Origin of the sequence: Paenibacillus sp. NPDC056579 (assembly GCF_042793215.1) — a bacterium.
In the GTDB taxonomy this organism is placed as follows: Bacteria; Bacillota; Bacilli; order Paenibacillales; family NBRC-103111; genus Paenibacillus_S.
Genome location: NZ_JBHTVD010000001.1, coordinates 196,668 through 213,778, shown reverse-complemented (window position 1 = coordinate 213,778; position 17,111 = coordinate 196,668). Strand labels below are relative to the sequence as shown.

Genomic DNA, 17,111 nt, shown 5'->3' with positions numbered 1-17,111 from the left:
ACAACTAACGCTAATATCCCAAACTTAGTATAGGTATACGTTCTGAATTTAGGCTTATCCAAATACCCAAGAGCGTCATCGTTTAACGTTTTGGGCATAAGTGTTCTCAGCTGCTTCCTTCTGTCCTGCTCGTCCATCTCATTCCAATGACGAATAAGTCTCAGACTTTTCATGAAAAGTGGAATGTATATACAAGATACTATCACTCCAATAATAATAACGCCCCATATCAGCAAACTATTCAGCTCCATTTCCTCAAAGAATCTTACCACCTATAAATATATAGAAAGTTGGGGTGATGATAAAGCATAAATTCATTCACAGAAGCATGCATACACAAAAAAACCGGCGCCCCATGGGACACCGGCCGTTATTCTGCTCTCACTTCAGCTCTTTTCTCTTCTCTTTTAAATCATTGGCAAGCTGGATGGTCCGCTGCTTATTCAATGGATACAAGAATACCAAGATCAAGAAAATAACTAACAGCACGACCGCAGGCACTAAAGTCCCCAGCGTATGGATACCGGCGAGGGCCTCTGAAGACTGGACCTTCAAAGTGGCGTCGTAGCCGACTGAGGCAATCGCGAACCCGCCAAGACCGCCGGCGAGTGCCTGACCTACTTTACGCGCAAAGGAATAGATGGAGTATACGGTGCCATCCTCTCTCATTCCCGTTACGTACTCGTGATAGTCGATGACATCCGTGACGAAAGCCCACACGACAAGATTGAAGAAAGCGTATCCAAACATAGCAACAGAAGATACGGCGATAAATTGAATAGCGTTCAGCTGCGGCAGAAAATAAAGAAGCGCATACACTACTACGGCAAGCAGGATTCCTGCAGCGGCAGTCTCTTTTTTGCCGAATTTGGCTACAAGCGGTTTTACCATCGGAATGGCGATGAACACGGTAATCGTTTGGATAAAGCCTGCCAAGCTCAGTGCTTTGGCATTGCCGAAGTAATCCTTGAACAAATAGACGTTAACGGCACCGATCAGCATAAAGCAGACCATGAACGTCAGCGAGGCGACAAGAATCCAGATGAGCGGCTTGTTCGCGAGAAGGCCTTTGATTGTTTTCCCAGCATTCATCTTCGTCCCGGATGACCCTGACAAGGTAATTCGTTCGGTCGACAGCTTGTAGCAGGCCATGTAGCAAGAAATAGCCAAAAGCCCAAATATTATGGCCGCCCATAAAAATCGCCCGGCATCCGCTTTATTGTCTACGAAGAACATCAGGGGGCCGACCACATTAATGATCAAGCCTGCCAGCATAGCCCCCATCGTTCTAAAGGTAGATAACGTAGTCCGTTCAACCGGATCGCTAGTAATGACCGAAGCCATAGACCCGTAAGGGATATTGACGGTACTATATAGAGTACCCCAAACCAGGTACGTTATAAAGGCGTAAGCCAAATAAAAACCGTTGGACATGCCCGGGATTTTTACGAACATCAGCACGCCCGACAATACGAGAGGAAACGACATTCTGAATATCCAGGGCTTGAATTTGCCGTTTGTACCTGATGATCTCGTATCGATGAACCGTCCCCATAACACATCCGCAACAGCGTCCCACAATCTGGCGATCAGAAACATCAATCCTACCGTAGCCGCGCTGATATGAAAAATATCCGTATAGTACACCATCAGAAAAGAACTGACAAGAATAAAGAAGAAATCATTGCCGAAATCGCCGAACAAATAACCGAGTTTGTCTCTCCATCCGAAGGGATGAACGGTTGCTCTCTCTACATGGGTCTCCTTCGAAGCTCGGAACACAGTTTGACTCATAGCTTACCCCTCCAAAGACATGAAGTTAACACCGCGCGGCAGGATCATTTGTATCCGAACTCTGGTATGGAAAGCCATCTTTTGCGCAGCTCGTGGGCGGCCAGCTTCGGTTTGCGGTCTCTTGTGAAAATCCCCTTTTTGTTCCCCTGCACGCGAATTATGCCTTGGCTGGTATTAAAATCGGCGAAATTCCACACCTGCTCGCCTACAAAGTTGTCAAATTCATCGAATACCTCGTGATTGGCCTGCAAATATTCAGCCTGATATTCTTCCGTAAACATTACGGGATCGATGTCGTGATACCCGGCTATCGTATCGGCACCGTATTCGGTCATCATAATCGGTTTGCCAGGGCAGCGCTTACGCCAGCCGTCGAACTCTTTGCGAAGCTTCACCTTCGCGGCGTCAAAGTCGCCTCCGTCTACATACCAGCCGTAATAGCGGTTCAACGCAAGCACATCAACCAGCTCCGCTACTTTGCACGTCTCAGGGGTGGACATTAGATGAGTAACGATCGTGACAGGACGGCGCTGCGGATCCATCTGCTTGGCTAGTTGGACGAGCGGCTTGAAATAGTGCTCGGCTCCTTCCTCTTCCGAAGCAGGCTCGTTGGCGATGGACCACATGACCACACTCGGATGGTTCTTGTCTCTAGCGATCAGCTCACGAATGACATCCTTATGGTGCTCTTGTGTCTCCAGCTCTTCCCATGTTTTCCGCTTGGCGCCTCCCGAGAACATGGCCATAAAGTTCAGATGCAGCCCGACGGCAGGCGTTTCATCGATCACAACCAAGCCTTCCTGATCTGCCAGACGCATCAATTCCTCCGAATACGGATAATGTGCGGTACGGAACGAGTTCGCCCCAATCCACTTCATAAGCTTGAAATCCATCACATTAGCCGCTTCGTTAAAGCCTCTTCCATGAATCGGAGAATCTTCATGCTTGCCGAAGCCCTTGAAATAGAACGGCTTATCATTAATCAGGAATTTCCCGTCCTTCACCTCAACGGTCCTTACGCCGAAAGGTTGTTCATACACATCGATGACTTCTCCGGCTTGAACGAGCTCGACTCTCAAAGTATACAAGTAGGCGTTAAGCGGCTCCCATAGCCTCACATTGTTAAGTCTCACAGCACCGTTCCGCCCGCTATGCTCTGCTTCGACAGCGCCGGATGGATCGAGGACGGTTACCTTTACCTCAGCATCTCCGGCAATTTCCGTTTCGTAGCCGACAACGCCGGTTGTTCCGTTAAGCTCGGTAACTACGGTTACATCTTTAATGTAAACCGATGGTGTCGTATAGATCTTCACCGGTCTGTGAATGCCGGCATAGTTAAAAAAGTCGAAGTTCGGACTGTTTCTAACGACTTTGCCGACCCCTTCTATTTCCTTTTCCATATAATGCCCGACCGGCAGAGTAGTATGGTCCACAATATTGTTCACTGCTACCGTCAAGCGATTAGCACCTGACTGCAAGAACGAGTTGATTTCGGCTTCGAATGGGGTGAACCCGCCTTTGTGCTCCATTACAAACTGCCCGTTCACGTAAACCTTGGCGGTATGCGTCGCCGACCCGAATCGCAGCACGATCCGTTCCAAGAACAGCGTTCGGGGAACCGTAAATGTTCTTTCGTACCATACCCAGCCTACGTGGTTGCGAATATCTGCTGTCACCCCAAGATCATTAAAAGACGCTGGTACGGACATAGACATGCCCTCGGTTAGACCCTCGTCATACCACTTTTGTTCAAATCCTACTCCCGTATCCAATTTAAAATTCCATATCCCGCTCAAATCGATAATAGTGCGGCTTTCCGTTACGATTGGATATAGCATGTATATAACACCCTTTCTCGAACGATTGTGTTGTAAGCACTTACATAAAGTATTATACTAAGGTTGCTCCACCTGTCGTAGGATTCCATTTGCATTAATAGGACTACAATAACAGAAATTAAGGATGATGAACGGAAATGGCGACGATCTCGCTTCCTCTAACTACCGTATGTATAACCTTTTTTCAATTAACCGATATCAATACATGCCTCTTGGATTTACAAGGAAAAGTACTGATGGCTCATATCCGTGATCATTTACCGGAGTTTTTGCTCAAGGAGCAGCAGCACGATTGGATGAAGCTGTGCCGCGAAGCGAACGAGGATCCGGAACAATGTGTAATGCTGACTAACGAATGGGGATTATCTTATTTGTCCCGCCGATTTGAAATGGAGGACGAAGCGGATGCAAAGGTACTCATTCTCGGTCCTTTCTTAATTCAAACACCGGACGTGAACTCGCATACCGGCATGGAGCAAAGAAAGCATATGGAGCTGGAGGAATTTTATCGGGGATTGAAGCTGATCAATACCTCCAAAATGCATAGTATCGTGAACATACTGGAGCACGCAGGGACCTTCCGGCAGGCTTCCTTCCGGTATGTGGAGACGACTCCTCAGACAGCGCGGGGATCTGCCAAAACGAATGTCGAGCGTATTTTGGAGCAAACCGACGAAGAAAGCACGCTGATCATCGATGTTCGCTACAAAATGGAAAAAGAAATGATGCGCGCGGTGGAAACCGGGGATAAAGAAGCTTTCAGAAAGCTGCATGCCAAAATTAGCAATCTGTACGATTTCTCCGAGCGTTTCCCCAATCAGCCGATACGAACGATGAGAAACTCGCTCATTATATTAAATACTCTGTTTCGAATCTCGGCGGAGAGAGGAAAGGTTCAGCCCTTCTTCCTTCATCAAATATCCGAGAAATTCGCCAAGCAAATCGAAAGATTCGATACCATCCATTCCCTAACGGGTTTAATGGACGTTATGGTTGACGAATACTGCGATTTGGTACGCGACCGCGCCAAATACGGATTTTCGCTTGTGGTGCAAAAAGCCGCGGAATATTTGACCGTTCATTTCAGCAAGCCGCTGAATTTACAGCATCTCGCCTCCATATGCGCTGTCCATCCGACCCATCTATCCAGACAATTTAAGAAGGAAACCGGAATGACGCTCACGGATTTTCAGCAAAAGCAGCGAATCGAAGAAGCGAAGGTGCTGTTAAAGACATCCCCTTCTTCTATCGGATGGATTGCAAGCTACGTCGGATTCGATGATGCCGGCTATTTCGGCCGCGTGTTCCATAAACTCGAAGGCACCAGCCCTTCGGATTATCGCAAATTCCATTAACAAATGGTAAAATAAGGAACCGTCACTTCGTGCGAGGCGTATTCGAATAACTGAATGAAGGAGGTTAGTCATGGAAGTAACGATCCGAGCCATCCAAGAAGACGAGCTGCCTCTCTTCTCCTCCATCCTCTTGGAAGGAGCTCGTTGGTTGGCCGAACGCGGAATGACCATGTGGAGCGAAGAGCAAGTAGCCGCGGAGAAGCTAATGAAGAATCATCGTATGCATGAAATGATGATAGGCTATTACGACGGTGAACCCGCTGCCGTCATGATCCTTCAGGAAGCAGATGCCGTTATGTGGCCTGAGGACCCGCCCGGCGAAGCTCTATATCTTCATAAGCTGTGCGTCCGCAGAAGCTTTGCCCAAACCGGATTATCCCAAGCGATGATAGATTGGGCGAAGCTGGAGGCCAAGCAAGCGAATAAACGCTATGTAAAGCTCGACTGCGCCGCGGACAGGCCGGCCTTAGTTTCATTTTATACTAGACAAGGCTTTCTAAAAGTAAACGAACGGCTGATGTCGGCAAATACCCTACTTCTTTTTTGGAATATAAACTATAGTAAGGAGATGCTATGCTACAACAACCGCCTGATAAATCTACTTTTACCTTAAAAGGCTCCCTTGTGTTTCTAGGCATTTGCATTTTGCTTGGATCGTGTGTCATTGCCAACAAGTATTCTATCGAAGCTTCAAACCCTTCCAATTCGAGGCTTGTAGAGGAGCAGATGCTAACCAATCAGAAGCTCGACCAATTAATCGAACTGCTCTCTAAGAATCCTTAGGCTATTGCGTTAAGTCATCAGCTCAGCCAGCGCTCTCGTCAGATGGCTCCAACGTTCAGGAACTGCATGGCGATGTTGGATGTATACAGCGCGTAAATAGTCGGATATGGGATGTACTTGTTCTTCAATTAGTACCTCTTTAATTTCGGACGGCTTCGCTGGCACCGTATGATTCACCACTTTCCTGAAGCTGTCCAATGGCAGAAACATCGACGGACTTTTCTTATACGTGCAGCTCGCCGGAAATCTCGGGGCGCTTCCTGAATCGTATTTGGACAGCTTCACAGAGGATCCATTCTCCAGCATTAGAGAATACGCATCAAATTCCAGAACGGCGAACTCTTCCTCCGGCTCTCTGCGTTGATAAGTCTCGATCATTTTCCGGCAGTCTCTAATGGTCGGCCAGAAAAAAACATGCCGGTCCAAGCTGGCACGAAACTGCTCCAGTGTGACGGAAGCATCTATCATCGATTCGGGAATTCGCAGATGCGAATTGAGAGTAACCTCAAAACCGCGATAGTTCACTAGTTTAACCTCGGTTCGGCGCTCACCGGCATTTTCAGGGCACAATGCATAACTGGAGAACAAAGCGTCGAACCGGTCAATGATCGGCAAATTCTTGGCTCTTGTGAAGTGATACAGACATTTTCTCGTCCTCCCCTTTGTTATTTCCGCTACAATCGCATCCCTCATCCGACCGCTCCTTCCAACCATAATCGTCACTTAATTACCCAACTAGCATAACCATTATACCGGAAATGACACTGGGTCATTGAATAAACCTCCTTCTTCAAGTAGAATGCTGTTCACTAGCGATAATCGTTCTCAGCATACAAGAACACGGTACACCCTACGAAAAAGAGGTGTTATTCATGATCGACATTAATGCGTTGGCAGGACAATATACGGGCAGGCTTATTTCTGTCGCCGGTGTTTTTAAAGCCGTTCTTCCGGTGCGAAGCACGTTTCATCCGCCGAGGAGTATATACGTCAATTCCTGCAGAAGCAGTCTGAAATGGCCGCAATGATGGAGAAATCCGGAGCAAAAGGAAAAACAGCCTTATTTATTATGCCGTGGAAAAAGGGGTTCACCTACTGGAGCGGCTCCAGAATGTCGCTCTACTACGAGAAGCTCGGGTTCAAGCCGTTCGAGGGCATGCAAAATGTAGGCGAAAGAACACTGGAAGGAATCAGTAAGCTGAATCCTGAGTACCTTTTTATCGGGAAGGATTATACTCACGTCAGCGAAATCACGCTTGAGGATATAGCCAAGGATCTCGTCTGGAACTCGCTTGACGCAGTAAAAAACAAGAAGATGTTCGTTGTCGATACGGAAATTCTCGGGCCGCTTGCCATGGGACAATGGAAAGGGCTGGACTATATGAACCAGCTGTTTACAAGCGGTCAGTTAAAATAAAAGAAAACGCAAAAGCCGGCCGGACCCTTATTGGATCCGATCGGCTTTTCTTATTCAGAGGAAGCTGAGCACGACGCATTATTTATTCCGATTTTTAAACAATAGAAATATAAAGAACGGTGCGCCGATACCTGCCGTGAACACGCCTGCCGGTATATCAAGCGGAAGAAACACGGTTCTGCCCACCGTGTCGGCTATCAAGAGCAACAGGCTGCCGATTAAAGCCGAAACCGGTATCAAGTCTACAAACGTAGAGCTTACGAGCTTTCTAGCGATATGCGGGGCAATTAACCCGATAAATCCGATCGCTCCGGCAATAGCAACCGCCGATCCGGCCAATGCTACGCTGACCAGCAGCAGCATGCAGCGGTGAAGCTGGACCGGGGCTCCCAATCCTCTCGCGAGATCGTCTCCCAGAGCCTGAATATCGACAAGTCTGGAGTAGTATAGCGCTAATGGAATGAAAATGATGACCCATGGCAGCATAGCGTATACATTTTCCCATGATGTCCCGTAAATGCTGCCGGTCAGCCACACAAAAGCCCGTCCAGCTGCTTTAATGGGGCTTAAAACGAGCATTAGCATCGTCAAAGAGCTCATGATTGCCGAGATCCCTATACCGACCAGTACCAATCTCGTCGGAGTAACCCCTTTATTCCAAGCCAACAAATAAATAATGATGGAGACCAGACCTGCCCCCACAAACGCTGCCAACGGCAACCACTGAATACTAACTGTGCCTGCAAAAAAAGTAATAAAGGCAACGGCCGCGAATGACGCTCCTCCCGTTATCCCAATCACATCGGGCGAAGCAAGCGGATTGCGGATAATACCTTGAAGAATGGCGCCGGATACTCCCAAAGCCGCTCCGACGAGCACGGCGGCAATGATCCGCGGAAGTCTCAGCGTCCCGATAATTAACGCGTTTTGTGGCGTCCCTTGTCCCAGTATCGTTTGAAGCACCTGAACGGGAGAAGTGAATTTGTTGCCGAGCCCGGTACTAAGGACAAAACAAGCGAAGATCAGAATCAATAGTACCGCGATCACTATCACCGTTTTGGTTTGGATTAGAAAGGAGACTGTCCCCTTCTTGCTTCTTATTGCAAGCAGCTGCTTCATTGCGAAACCCCTTTCGAGCGAATCCCCTTCCGAGCGAAGTAAATAAAGAATGGTCCTCCGATAATAGCTGTCATGACCCCTATCGGCAGCTCCCCTGGCATAATGACAAAACGGGCCACAATATCGGCCAGCAGCAGCAGGATGGCACCCAGGATGGCGCTATACGGAATGATCCAACGGTAATCGACGCCTACGAGGAATCTGGCGATATGCGGAATGACCAGCCCGACAAAGCCGATCGATCCGGCTACGGCCACGGAGCTTCCCGCCAATAAGACGACCGTCACCGCTATGGCCATTTTCATGAGTCCCGTTCGCTGCCCCAGTCCTTTGGCGATATCTTCCCCGGAGGCCAGAATGTTGACATGGTGTGCCATAACCAATGCCGCTATACCCGCGAACAGCATATAAGGCAAGACCGGAGCCAAGCCCTCCGCCGATTTGCCAGCAACGGAACCGGCTAACCAGAACATGACGTTTTGCAGCCCGGATTCATTGAGCACCAGCATGCCCTGGGTAAACGAGGAGAACAAAGCCGTCATAGCGGAGCCGGCCAATACAATCTTCATTGGAGTTAATCCGTCCCTTCCAAGAGAACCAAGGAAGTACACGGCTATGGCAGCGATGCCTGCACCAATAAAAGCAACCCAGATCAATTGATCCAATGAGGCAATGGGAAGAAAAGTTAAAGCCATTACGACAAAAAAAACAGCCCCCGCGTTGATACCGAAAATACTTGGAGAAGCCAGCGGGTTGCGGGTCAACGCTTGCATCAGAGCGCCAGCTATCGCCAAATTCCCTCCGATCATGGTAGCGAATAACGCACGCGGAAGCCGTGTCGTCAGGATGATTACGTGCTCGTCCGATTTTGGATCATAATGGATGAATGCATCCATTGCCTCTAGGAAGCCGATGTCTGTCGTCCCTAGGACGATGCTTAGGATAAAGGATACGATGAAAAGAAGAAATCCGAACACCAAACCGATGGTTTTCAGTGGTGTCTGGTGCAGCAATGGTCTCACGATGCTCCTCCTCTTTCAATTTTGCGGCAAACTCACCGGGGCTGTTGACCCCATGGATCAACAGCCCTCCGGATGATACGATATTATTTCAACCCATAGAATCCATAGAGATCATCTACCATTTCTACCGCTGCCAATGGACCGGAGCCATTATTCCATACGGCCGCATCCACCTCGAATACCCGTTTGTTTTGAACGGCTTTCAAATGACTCCACAACGGATGCTCGCTCCACGCCTTTCGCAAATCGAGTCGGCCGTCATTTCTCGTCGTGCTTGTCTGATCGAAGATAATGTCGGCATCCATTTTCGGAATATTTTCCTTGGAGGTGAGCTGTACGCCCCACTCCGTCCCCCTCTGGCCGGCAGGACGTGGAATGCCTAGCTCTTCCAGTACTAGAGCGGAGAAGCCGGTATACACAATCCGTGCATGATCGACCCGGAAATCAACGATTCCCGCTTCCAATTTGAGCTTATCCCCCATCTTCCCTTTGAAATCGGCTACTTTACGCGACCATTCGGCAAGGAACGCTTTCTCCTCCTCCTGCTTGTTTAACGCTTCCGCCGATACTTTCAGCGTATCCTTCCATATATGTACCTCGTCCAGCATAACCGTCGGTGCAATAGCCGACAATTGGTTATAGATCTTCTCGTGACGCGTTTTGGCGCCGATAATCAAATCCGGTTGAAGAGCAACCAATTTCTCCAGGTCCGGCTGGTTTTCTGAGCCCAAATTCGTTACGCCTTCCATCTTCGCCTTTATGTAATTGTACCAAGGCTGCTCAATCCATGCTTCCACCGCACCTACAGGCTTCACCTTAAGTGCAAGTGCAGCGTCTGTAGCTCCTTGAAACAGCGTGACAACCTTTTGCGGCGTACCTTTAATTTCGGTAGTCCCCATAACATGCTTCACGAGTCGGACGCTTTGATTCGGCGTATCCGCTCCTTTTGCCGGCTGAGGAGCCGTTCCTGCTCCTGCCTGCTGTTGCCCTTGACAACCGGCGATAACGAAGGCAATAAGCAGCGTCACCGCCAATATAAGAGATATTCTGTTGGGCCGTACCATGTTTCTTTCCTCCCCTTCTCTGAACACCAATGATGATAATGATTCTCATTCCTATTATACGAATGTGGCTCGCAATGAACATGGATAATTACGACCACTTTTTTGTATAATTCCGACGTCATTGGCGATGGAAGATCACGCTGTTTATCTCATTAAAAGGAGAGGATCCGCTGACTCCGACATCAGCAATTGATGAACCTTGTCCAAAAATAACTGATGCGATAGCGGATTATAGCTCGTGTACAAATGATGGCTATCATACATGCCGTAGACCCTTTTATTTCTGACAGCTTTGAGATCAAGCCAGTGAGGGTTGGCATAGAGCGCTTTTACTTCATGGCGGATCATTTGGTCCATATGGGCGGTTCCGTTGTGCCTAAAGCTCGTTACAAGAATTCGCGCCGCCTCAAATTTGTGCAAATGCTCCGGCAAAACCTCCATGAAGTGGGTTATACCGCGCACGCCTTCTGGAGCCGTCATCTGCAAATCTCCGTACAGCACGGACCCTAAGTTCCTGTGGCCGTACACGCACAATGTGCCCTCTCCGACCCCGAGAATCAGTATCGGTTCGTCGCCGATTCGGCTGCGAATCGAGCTTCGTATCATGGATGCTTTACTTTCATACTTCTCCAGCCAACGAATTGCTTCCGACTCTTTATTGACAAGCTTGGCCACACTCAAAAAATGCGCCCGCCATTCGAGGCCATACTGCAGAGTAATGGTCGGGGCGATTTGCAGCATTAATCTCTCATTCGGCGATGGAACCGCTTGACGGGTACCGCTCATTACGATGATGTCGGGATTGGACGTCACCAGTCTATCCAGGTCAGGCGCAGTGCGGCCGAGCGCAATCGTGTTGCGAAGCCGTGATGTAACAGGATAGGCATGATTGATGACAGCGGCGTAAGGCACAATGCCTAGCGCAATCAAATGGCCTGTCGTTTGATGATTTAACGATGCGATCTTGTACGTTTCTTTCATTTTTTTACTGTAGGATCTCGGGGAACAGCCGATTTCTTCTTTAAATTTCCGGCTGAAATAATATTCATCACTGAAGCCGACGCTCTGGGCAATAGACCTGAGCGATTCACCGGACTGCACCAGCAGCTGCTTGGCTTGATTGATCCTGATTTCATTCAAATACTCCATGGGGCTCTTATGGAACTGTTTCTTGAAAGCCCTTGAGAAATAGTCCGCATTCAATCCCGCGATTTCCGCCAGCTTCTCCCGGGTAATGGCCAGCGGGTAGTTCCGCTCCATATACTCCAAGGTTAGCGGTATGGCCTCGCTCGACTCCCGCTTTTCTTTTGCAACGGATTCTTTGAATAAGATGACAATCAGCTCTTGCAGCAGCATAGCCGCTTTCATGTTCTCCCAGCTGTCGGAGCTATGATTGCAAGTGTCCATCTCCTGGACTTTATCGATCAGTATATGAAAATGAGGAGGATACACCTCGTAGGGAGCATTCATATCTATAGGTACGAACAGTCCTCTATCCGCAGCCTGCAGCACATAAAATTGGATGTAATAGTAGTCCGCCCGCCGGCTGAGGGGGACGCTTAGTTTTGCGTCAGAATTGGGGGAGAGTAAAAATACTTTCTGCTGCCGCAGCGGGTAGCTTCTCCCGTCCATCGTCAGGTCCCCTTCTCCCTCCAGGAAAATCAGCATCCCGTTCAAAGAGGAATCCTGCTGAAAATACGCTTCATTCAAAGTCAAGTGCTGGACGTTTTCCAATTTATACGAATAACTGGCGAGCTGCTTTGCATAGTCTAAGCTGTTCTCCATGCGCACTTATCCTTTCGCTGAAAGTTGTGTTGCAAGTATTCATAGGCATCATATAAACTTATTATAATGATAACGATTCTCACTATCAATTAAAAAGCACACGCAAATAGCCCGGAAGAAGGTTAAGTTATATCAGCTACACCTTCCATCCGGGTTATCTAATTAAACCTATGCTGTTGTAAGAAAGCTGCTCTACACTTCAGAGCATCTAATAAATATAATCTTCACACCGATAACCTGATTGCTTTCATTCACAGCCAAGTACGCTCCATACGCCCCGTCCCCCATGCCTGTACGGGAAACGACGCCACCGTCCATGACCCCGGCTTCCACCGCGCTCTCCGTTATATCGCAGCAAGTCTGGTACCATTCGCTATCTTCCGAAGCAGCTTGATCCTGACCTTCAACGTCAGGGATTCTATACTTGGCGATATCGAAGATTCCGGCTTGACCGCTATCTACACCAACGATAAAGCTGCATTTCATCCAGTGCAGGTCGTCCTTTCGTTCATCGAAGGAAGCGTGGCAAGCCACTAGCCTCGAACAAGCTTCGCCCCAATCTCTAACGTCCTGCTTCTCTACATAACCGATCCAGGTTCCATTCAGAACTTGATCAATAACTCCTCGGATCATCGCCGTCACATTGTGATCGTAGCATGGATCCGAAACGATTAAGGATCCGGAACCTACTTCAAAGCTTCCCAAACGAATCATCCCGTTACTCCTCCGATTATCTCTCATATCTACTATATGAATCCATTGTAATCCGAATGGAATCAACATATCAACGAAAAAAAGCCTGGCTACTTCAGCCAAGCTGGGTGTTGTATCTGCAGCACTTAAGGGTGGCAGTTTACATTCCGCCCATTCCGAGATTGAACTGCCATATAATTCCGAACTTGTCCGTCAGGCTGCCGTAACTTTTGCTCCAAAAGGTTTCTTGCAACTCCATGATCACCGTTCCGCCTTCCTTCAGCTTGCTGAATGCGGACTCGATCTCTTCCTTGCTTTCTGAAACTACGGAAAGGCTGATGTTGTTTCCTGCAGTGAAAGGCATGCCGGGGAATACATCCGAGAACATGACATTGCTGCCGCTAATGGTAAGGCGCGTATGCATGATCAGGTTCTTCGCTTCCTCCGGGAGAGGATATTCCGGATTAGGAGGAGCCTCTCCGAATGTCATCATCTTCGGCTTCTCCGAACCAAATGCTTCTGCGTAAAATTCCACGGCTTCGCGACAGTTCCCATTAAAGTTAACATAAACATCAACTGACATGCATATCACCCTTTCAATAAGATGGTGCCGATCAAGGACACCTCTATGACTCAGTATACTGTATGTACATATAGACAGGCTATTATTCATGCAAAATTAACAAAACAACCTCTACCAAGTCCACCTGAATGATCCAAGTCCCCCTCGTTGAACGCAATTCATTCCATAAATTGGAATAGGATTATACGCACCTAAACTCGCTATTTTCGAAACTCCCGTTCCGGAGGTCATTCTTGGCTCCGACATGTTGCGCCTGACCCTGCCAATGTGTGGACACGAAACGAAAGTGAAAGAGGCGTTCACACCTATCACGCAATCTGTCATTATCGGCCCGATGCCGAATTAGGTACTTATCCATACTAAGGAAAAAAAGCACTTCTCTGCCCCTTGGGAGCAAAGAAGTGCTTAAACTCATTCTCCGAACTCTGAATCTATAATAGTATCACTGCCCGAGTCCAGGCTTAATAATTCGTAAATTCAGGTCCTGTATAATCCGAAGGAATAACAATCTCGCCGGATTTGATTTTTTCTGCGAACGCAGCGATTTTATCCTTCACGTCTTGTGGAACATTAGGTGACAGAGCAAGCCGAACGGCATCCGGATTCTCAAGTCCGATTTTTTTCACGGTATTCGGCTTCCAGGTTCCCTCGGTCAAATCTTTAATCGCTCCGTAAACCGTCAAGCTGGCGTCCGAAATAGCAGATCCGATGAACACATCTGGAGCATCGGCATAGTAATCGCGAACGTTAGCGAATTGATATACGCCATTCTCGCGAGCTGCCTCCGTAACACCGGAACGAGCCGTATTCAGCATTGTGAAGATCATATCCGATCCTGCGTTAATTTGAGCTTGCGCAACTCGTTTCGCCAGAGGGGCATCTTCCTGATTGCCTGTAAACGTAGTGAGCAGCTTTGCGTTAGGGTTTGTGTATTTCACACCGTCGGCATAGGCTGCGCGTCCCAACAGACCAGGGCCTACGCGTGCACCGGAAATATGCGAAACCACGTTTGTTTTGGTCAACAATCCTGCCGCAGCGCCCGCAAGCCATGCGGATTCTTCCTGCTTCACCTGATAGCTGGACAGGTTATCGCCGGTCAAATTCGTTTGAGTGTTAACAAATTTAATTTTTGGATATTCTTTGGCTACCAGCTTCACAGCTTCCGAGCTTTGTCCTGCATGGGCAATGATCATATCCGGCTTTTTCTTAGCCAGTTTTCTCAGCTCATCCGCAATTTTAGCTGTATCATGCGGGATATTTTCCACAAACGTCGCTTTGATTCTGAAATCCTTTTCCGCCTTCTTCAAACCGGTATAAGCGGATTCCATAAAACCGCCGTCCTTGGAGGAACCTGGAATCAACAAGGCGACTTTTGCTTTTTTATTATTGGTGTGTGACGGGTCCTTGCTAGCTTCTGCAGTAGACAAACCGGATGAAAATACAAGTGCCATCGCCAAGCTCGACAAAGCCAATTTCGAAAGAAGTTTTCTCAAGATGTACCCCTCGTTTCCAATTAGTAGTTTTGTCCGGACAAATCAGAGAATAAACTAGACTTCATTTTTTGTCAAATTATGCCGAAAAGAAATATGGGGAATAAATCCAAAATTCGTGTAGTGGCGCCGCCTACAGACCTATTCCTGCAAAATCATCCATGACAAACGCACTAAATTCCGACATTCCGGTACGCAAAGTAAGTATTTAGTTTTAGTAAAGAGGTCTTGTTTTTTTCAAAATGCTATATTATACTTTGGCAAAAAGATACACCCGGAATTACGATAAAGGCAAACTTCTCGAAAGAGAAGGACGCAAAGCTACGGGCCTAAGGATTTGATCTATGGCAGCCGGGCCACCGAAAATTGGGGGGGCGTCCATCCCTTTTTTTGGGGGTGGACTTTTTTTATTTCACATTATCTCAGGTGGGGGATGCTTGGAGCATGAAGTATATCCGAAATTTGCGAATCAAAACGAAAATTGGGGGAATGCTTGGACTTTCCATTGTGTTCCTGCTCATTATCGGCATTACAGGCTATCTTGTTATGGACAAAATGGCTAGCAATGCCCGTGCTATGTACGAGGAAACTTTAATCCCGAACAGTCTCGTTGAGGGACTGCTGTTCGGAAATTCGCAAATGGATTCATTGCAGCTTGAATTGCTGCTGGCCAAAGACGAAGCGATCATTAAGCAAATCCAAGATCAAATAGTCCAGACTCGCGACAAAAATCAGGCGACTCGAAAAACGCTCGAGCAGATTACATTATCTCCGAGGGCACAAGAGCAGTACAAAAACTTCATCGACTTAATCCCGAAAAACAACGAAGCGAAGAAGAAAGTCGACGACTTGGCAGTTGCCAATCAGAAAGAAGCGGCGCATAAAGAGTATGTGAATTCGTTCAAGCCGATTCGTGCGGAAATGATCAAGAGCCTGGAGAACGTTGTTAAGTTCAACGAAGAAGACGCAAAAGTCTTTTACGAGAAAAGCATTGAAAGCTCCAAGATGGCTACCTCCATCATCGTTATCGCAACGCTGCTAGCCGTCGTTTTATGCTCCTTGATCGGATATGGCATTGCCAATATGATCACAAGACCTGTCCGCAGCATCCAGCAATTGATGGCCAAAGCGCAGGACGGGGATTTAACCGTAAACGCTGCATACCAATCCAAAGACGAAATCGGTCTTCTCTCGAAGGATTTCAATGGAATGATCGGAAGCTTGAGAGAAATCATCGCGAAGATCGTCCTTGAGTCGCAAAACTTGTCCGCAAGCTCGGAGCAATTGGCAGCGAGCTCCGAACAATCCACCCAGACTACTCATCACGTTGTTGCGGCCATTCAGGACATTGCCGGAGGCGCGGATCAGCAGCTGCAGAGCACTACCGAAAGCGTACGAGCTATGGAAGAGATGGCGACCGGTATTAACCGGATTGCAGAATTCTCGGGCAATGTATCAGCCATGTCCATGGAGGCTTCCAAAGAAGCTGAAGAAGGCAATATTTCGATTCAGAAAGCAATGTCCCAAATGGACTTAATCCGCGAGTCGGTCAATGATTCATCCAAGGTTGTCAATCAATTGGGCACACGTTCCAATGAAATCGGTCAAATCGTCGATGTAATTACCGATATTTCGATGCAGACGAATTTGCTTGCATTGAATGCCGCGATTGAAGCCGCTCGGGCCGGCGAGCACGGAAGAGGCTTTGTCGTCGTAGCCGACGAGGTCCGGAAGCTGGCGGAGCAGTCGAGACAATCGGCGGAACAGATAGCGGAGATCATCCAGCAAATTCAAGGCGAGACTCGCTCCGCGGTGATCGCCATGGAAAAAGGCAGCCGAGAAGTCGAGCAAGGCACCGTGATCATGCAGGAAGCCGGCGAAGCGTTCCGCAACATATTGAACGCTGTACAGCAGGTCGCTTATCAGATGCAGGAGGTTTCTGCCGCTTCCGAGGAAATGTCGGCAGGCACCGAGGAAATTACCGCTTCGCTCCACGACATGAGCAGCATTACGGAAGCCGCCTTCTCCAAGACGGAGAGCGTAGCAGCAGCTTCGGAAGAACAATTGGCTACTATGGAAGAAATAGCGGAATCCGTCAACGCCTTGACACGGATGGCCCAAGAGCTGCATGAAATCACCTTGCGTTTTAAAAGCTGATAGCCCCCCGT

Annotated in this window: 14 protein-coding genes and 1 riboswitch; of the genes, 4 read left to right on the top strand and 10 right to left on the bottom strand. The window is 48.2% G+C overall.

Annotation, left to right across the window (positions count from 1 at the left end; genetic code table 11):
- Nucleotides 1-381 precede the first annotated feature (381 nt).
- The gene (locus ACFQ88_RS01115) at nt 382-1,794 is read right to left on the bottom strand and encodes an MFS transporter (RefSeq protein ID WP_379451354.1); all 1,413 of its coding nucleotides are present in this window, start codon (nt 1,792-1,794) and stop codon (nt 382-384) included.
- 44 nt (nt 1,795-1,838) lie between these two features.
- Nucleotides 1,839-3,632, bottom strand: a complete 1,794-nt coding sequence (gene uidA / locus ACFQ88_RS01110; RefSeq protein WP_379451353.1) for a beta-glucuronidase — start codon at nt 3,630-3,632, stop codon at nt 1,839-1,841.
- Nucleotides 3,633-3,868: 236 nt separating this feature from the next.
- Here uidA and ACFQ88_RS01105 point away from each other — a divergent pair, with 236 nt between their 5' ends.
- Together ACFQ88_RS01105 and ACFQ88_RS01100 are read left to right on the top strand one after the other, a co-directional pair.
- Nucleotides 3,869-4,987, top strand: a complete 1,119-nt coding sequence (locus tag ACFQ88_RS01105) for a helix-turn-helix domain-containing protein (protein ID WP_379451352.1) — start codon at nt 3,869-3,871, stop codon at nt 4,985-4,987.
- A gap of 70 nt (nt 4,988-5,057) precedes the next feature.
- The gene (locus tag ACFQ88_RS01100) at nt 5,058-5,600 is read left to right on the top strand and encodes a GNAT family N-acetyltransferase (RefSeq protein ID WP_379451351.1); all 543 of its coding nucleotides are present in this window, start codon (nt 5,058-5,060) and stop codon (nt 5,598-5,600) included.
- A 179-nt stretch (nt 5,601-5,779) separates the two neighbouring features.
- Here ACFQ88_RS01100 and ACFQ88_RS01095 read toward each other — a convergent pair whose 3' ends face one another.
- Complete coding sequence (locus ACFQ88_RS01095; RefSeq protein ID WP_379451350.1) at nt 5,780-6,463, bottom strand: DUF7002 family protein; 684 nt, start codon at nt 6,461-6,463, stop codon at nt 5,780-5,782.
- Between the two features lie 322 nt (nt 6,464-6,785).
- Here ACFQ88_RS01095 and ACFQ88_RS01090 point away from each other — a divergent pair, with 322 nt between their 5' ends.
- Complete coding sequence (locus tag ACFQ88_RS01090) at nt 6,786-7,187, top strand: substrate-binding domain-containing protein (RefSeq protein WP_379451349.1); 402 nt, start codon at nt 6,786-6,788, stop codon at nt 7,185-7,187.
- A 78-nt stretch (nt 7,188-7,265) separates the two neighbouring features.
- Here ACFQ88_RS01090 and ACFQ88_RS01085 read toward each other — a convergent pair whose 3' ends face one another.
- The 7 genes from ACFQ88_RS01085 to ACFQ88_RS01055 all read right to left on the bottom strand — a co-directional run bounded on the left by ACFQ88_RS01085 (nt 7,266) and on the right by ACFQ88_RS01055 (nt 14,946).
- A complete protein-coding gene (locus ACFQ88_RS01085) occupies nt 7,266-8,306 on the bottom strand; it encodes a FecCD family ABC transporter permease (RefSeq protein ID WP_379451348.1) in 1,041 nt (346 codons plus the stop codon).
- Complete coding sequence (locus ACFQ88_RS01080; protein WP_379451347.1) at nt 8,303-9,328, bottom strand: FecCD family ABC transporter permease; 1,026 nt, start codon at nt 9,326-9,328, stop codon at nt 8,303-8,305. The genes ACFQ88_RS01085 and ACFQ88_RS01080 overlap by 4 nt, the downstream gene beginning before the upstream one ends.
- 83 nt (nt 9,329-9,411) lie before the next feature.
- Complete coding sequence (locus tag ACFQ88_RS01075; RefSeq protein ID WP_379451346.1) at nt 9,412-10,392, bottom strand: ABC transporter substrate-binding protein; 981 nt, start codon at nt 10,390-10,392, stop codon at nt 9,412-9,414.
- A 144-nt stretch (nt 10,393-10,536) separates the two neighbouring features.
- A complete protein-coding gene (locus ACFQ88_RS01070) occupies nt 10,537-12,177 on the bottom strand; it encodes a helix-turn-helix domain-containing protein (RefSeq protein ID WP_379451345.1) in 1,641 nt (546 codons plus the stop codon).
- Between the two features lie 192 nt (nt 12,178-12,369).
- Nucleotides 12,370-12,891 carry a DUF4241 domain-containing protein gene (locus tag ACFQ88_RS01065; protein WP_379451344.1) on the bottom strand — a complete coding sequence of 174 codons (522 nt, stop codon included), beginning with the start codon at nt 12,889-12,891 and terminating at the stop codon, nt 12,370-12,372.
- Between the two features lie 139 nt (nt 12,892-13,030).
- Nucleotides 13,031-13,453 carry a VOC family protein gene (locus ACFQ88_RS01060; RefSeq protein WP_239634484.1) on the bottom strand — a complete coding sequence of 141 codons (423 nt, stop codon included), beginning with the start codon at nt 13,451-13,453 and terminating at the stop codon, nt 13,031-13,033.
- Nucleotides 13,454-13,914: 461 nt separating this feature from the next.
- Nucleotides 13,915-14,946: a BMP family protein gene (locus ACFQ88_RS01055; protein ID WP_239634483.1), complete on the bottom strand. Its 1,032-nt coding sequence runs from the start codon at nt 14,944-14,946 to the stop codon at nt 13,915-13,917.
- 277 nt (nt 14,947-15,223) lie between these two features.
- Nucleotides 15,224-15,307, top strand: a riboswitch (cyclic di-GMP riboswitch).
- Nucleotides 15,308-15,387: 80 nt separating this feature from the next.
- Here ACFQ88_RS01055 and ACFQ88_RS01050 point away from each other — a divergent pair.
- Nucleotides 15,388-17,100, top strand: coding sequence for a methyl-accepting chemotaxis protein (locus ACFQ88_RS01050; RefSeq protein ID WP_379451343.1), 1,713 nt, complete (start codon nt 15,388-15,390; stop codon nt 17,098-17,100).
- Nucleotides 17,101-17,111: the final 11 nt, after the last annotated feature.

Coding starts and splice junctions, on each gene's coding strand:
- ACFQ88_RS01115 (WP_379451354.1), bottom strand. CDS start 1,794: ATGAGTCAAACTGTGTTCCGAGCTTCGAAGGAGACCCATGTAGAGAGA.
- uidA (WP_379451353.1), bottom strand. CDS start 3,632: ATGCTATATCCAATCGTAACGGAAAGCCGCACTATTATCGATTTGAGC.
- ACFQ88_RS01105 (WP_379451352.1), top strand. CDS start 3,869: ATGGCTCATATCCGTGATCATTTACCGGAGTTTTTGCTCAAGGAGCAG.
- ACFQ88_RS01100 (WP_379451351.1), top strand. CDS start 5,058: ATGGAAGTAACGATCCGAGCCATCCAAGAAGACGAGCTGCCTCTCTTC.
- ACFQ88_RS01095 (WP_379451350.1), bottom strand. CDS start 6,463: ATGAGGGATGCGATTGTAGCGGAAATAACAAAGGGGAGGACGAGAAAA.
- ACFQ88_RS01090 (WP_379451349.1), top strand. CDS start 6,786: ATGGCCGCAATGATGGAGAAATCCGGAGCAAAAGGAAAAACAGCCTTA.
- ACFQ88_RS01085 (WP_379451348.1), bottom strand. CDS start 8,306: ATGAAGCAGCTGCTTGCAATAAGAAGCAAGAAGGGGACAGTCTCCTTT.
- ACFQ88_RS01075 (WP_379451346.1), bottom strand. CDS start 10,392: ATGGTACGGCCCAACAGAATATCTCTTATATTGGCGGTGACGCTGCTT.
- ACFQ88_RS01070 (WP_379451345.1), bottom strand. CDS start 12,177: ATGGAGAACAGCTTAGACTATGCAAAGCAGCTCGCCAGTTATTCGTAT.
- ACFQ88_RS01065 (WP_379451344.1), bottom strand. CDS start 12,891: ATGATTCGTTTGGGAAGCTTTGAAGTAGGTTCCGGATCCTTAATCGTT.
- ACFQ88_RS01060 (WP_239634484.1), bottom strand. CDS start 13,453: ATGTCAGTTGATGTTTATGTTAACTTTAATGGGAACTGTCGCGAAGCC.
- ACFQ88_RS01050 (WP_379451343.1), top strand. CDS start 15,388: ATGAAGTATATCCGAAATTTGCGAATCAAAACGAAAATTGGGGGAATG.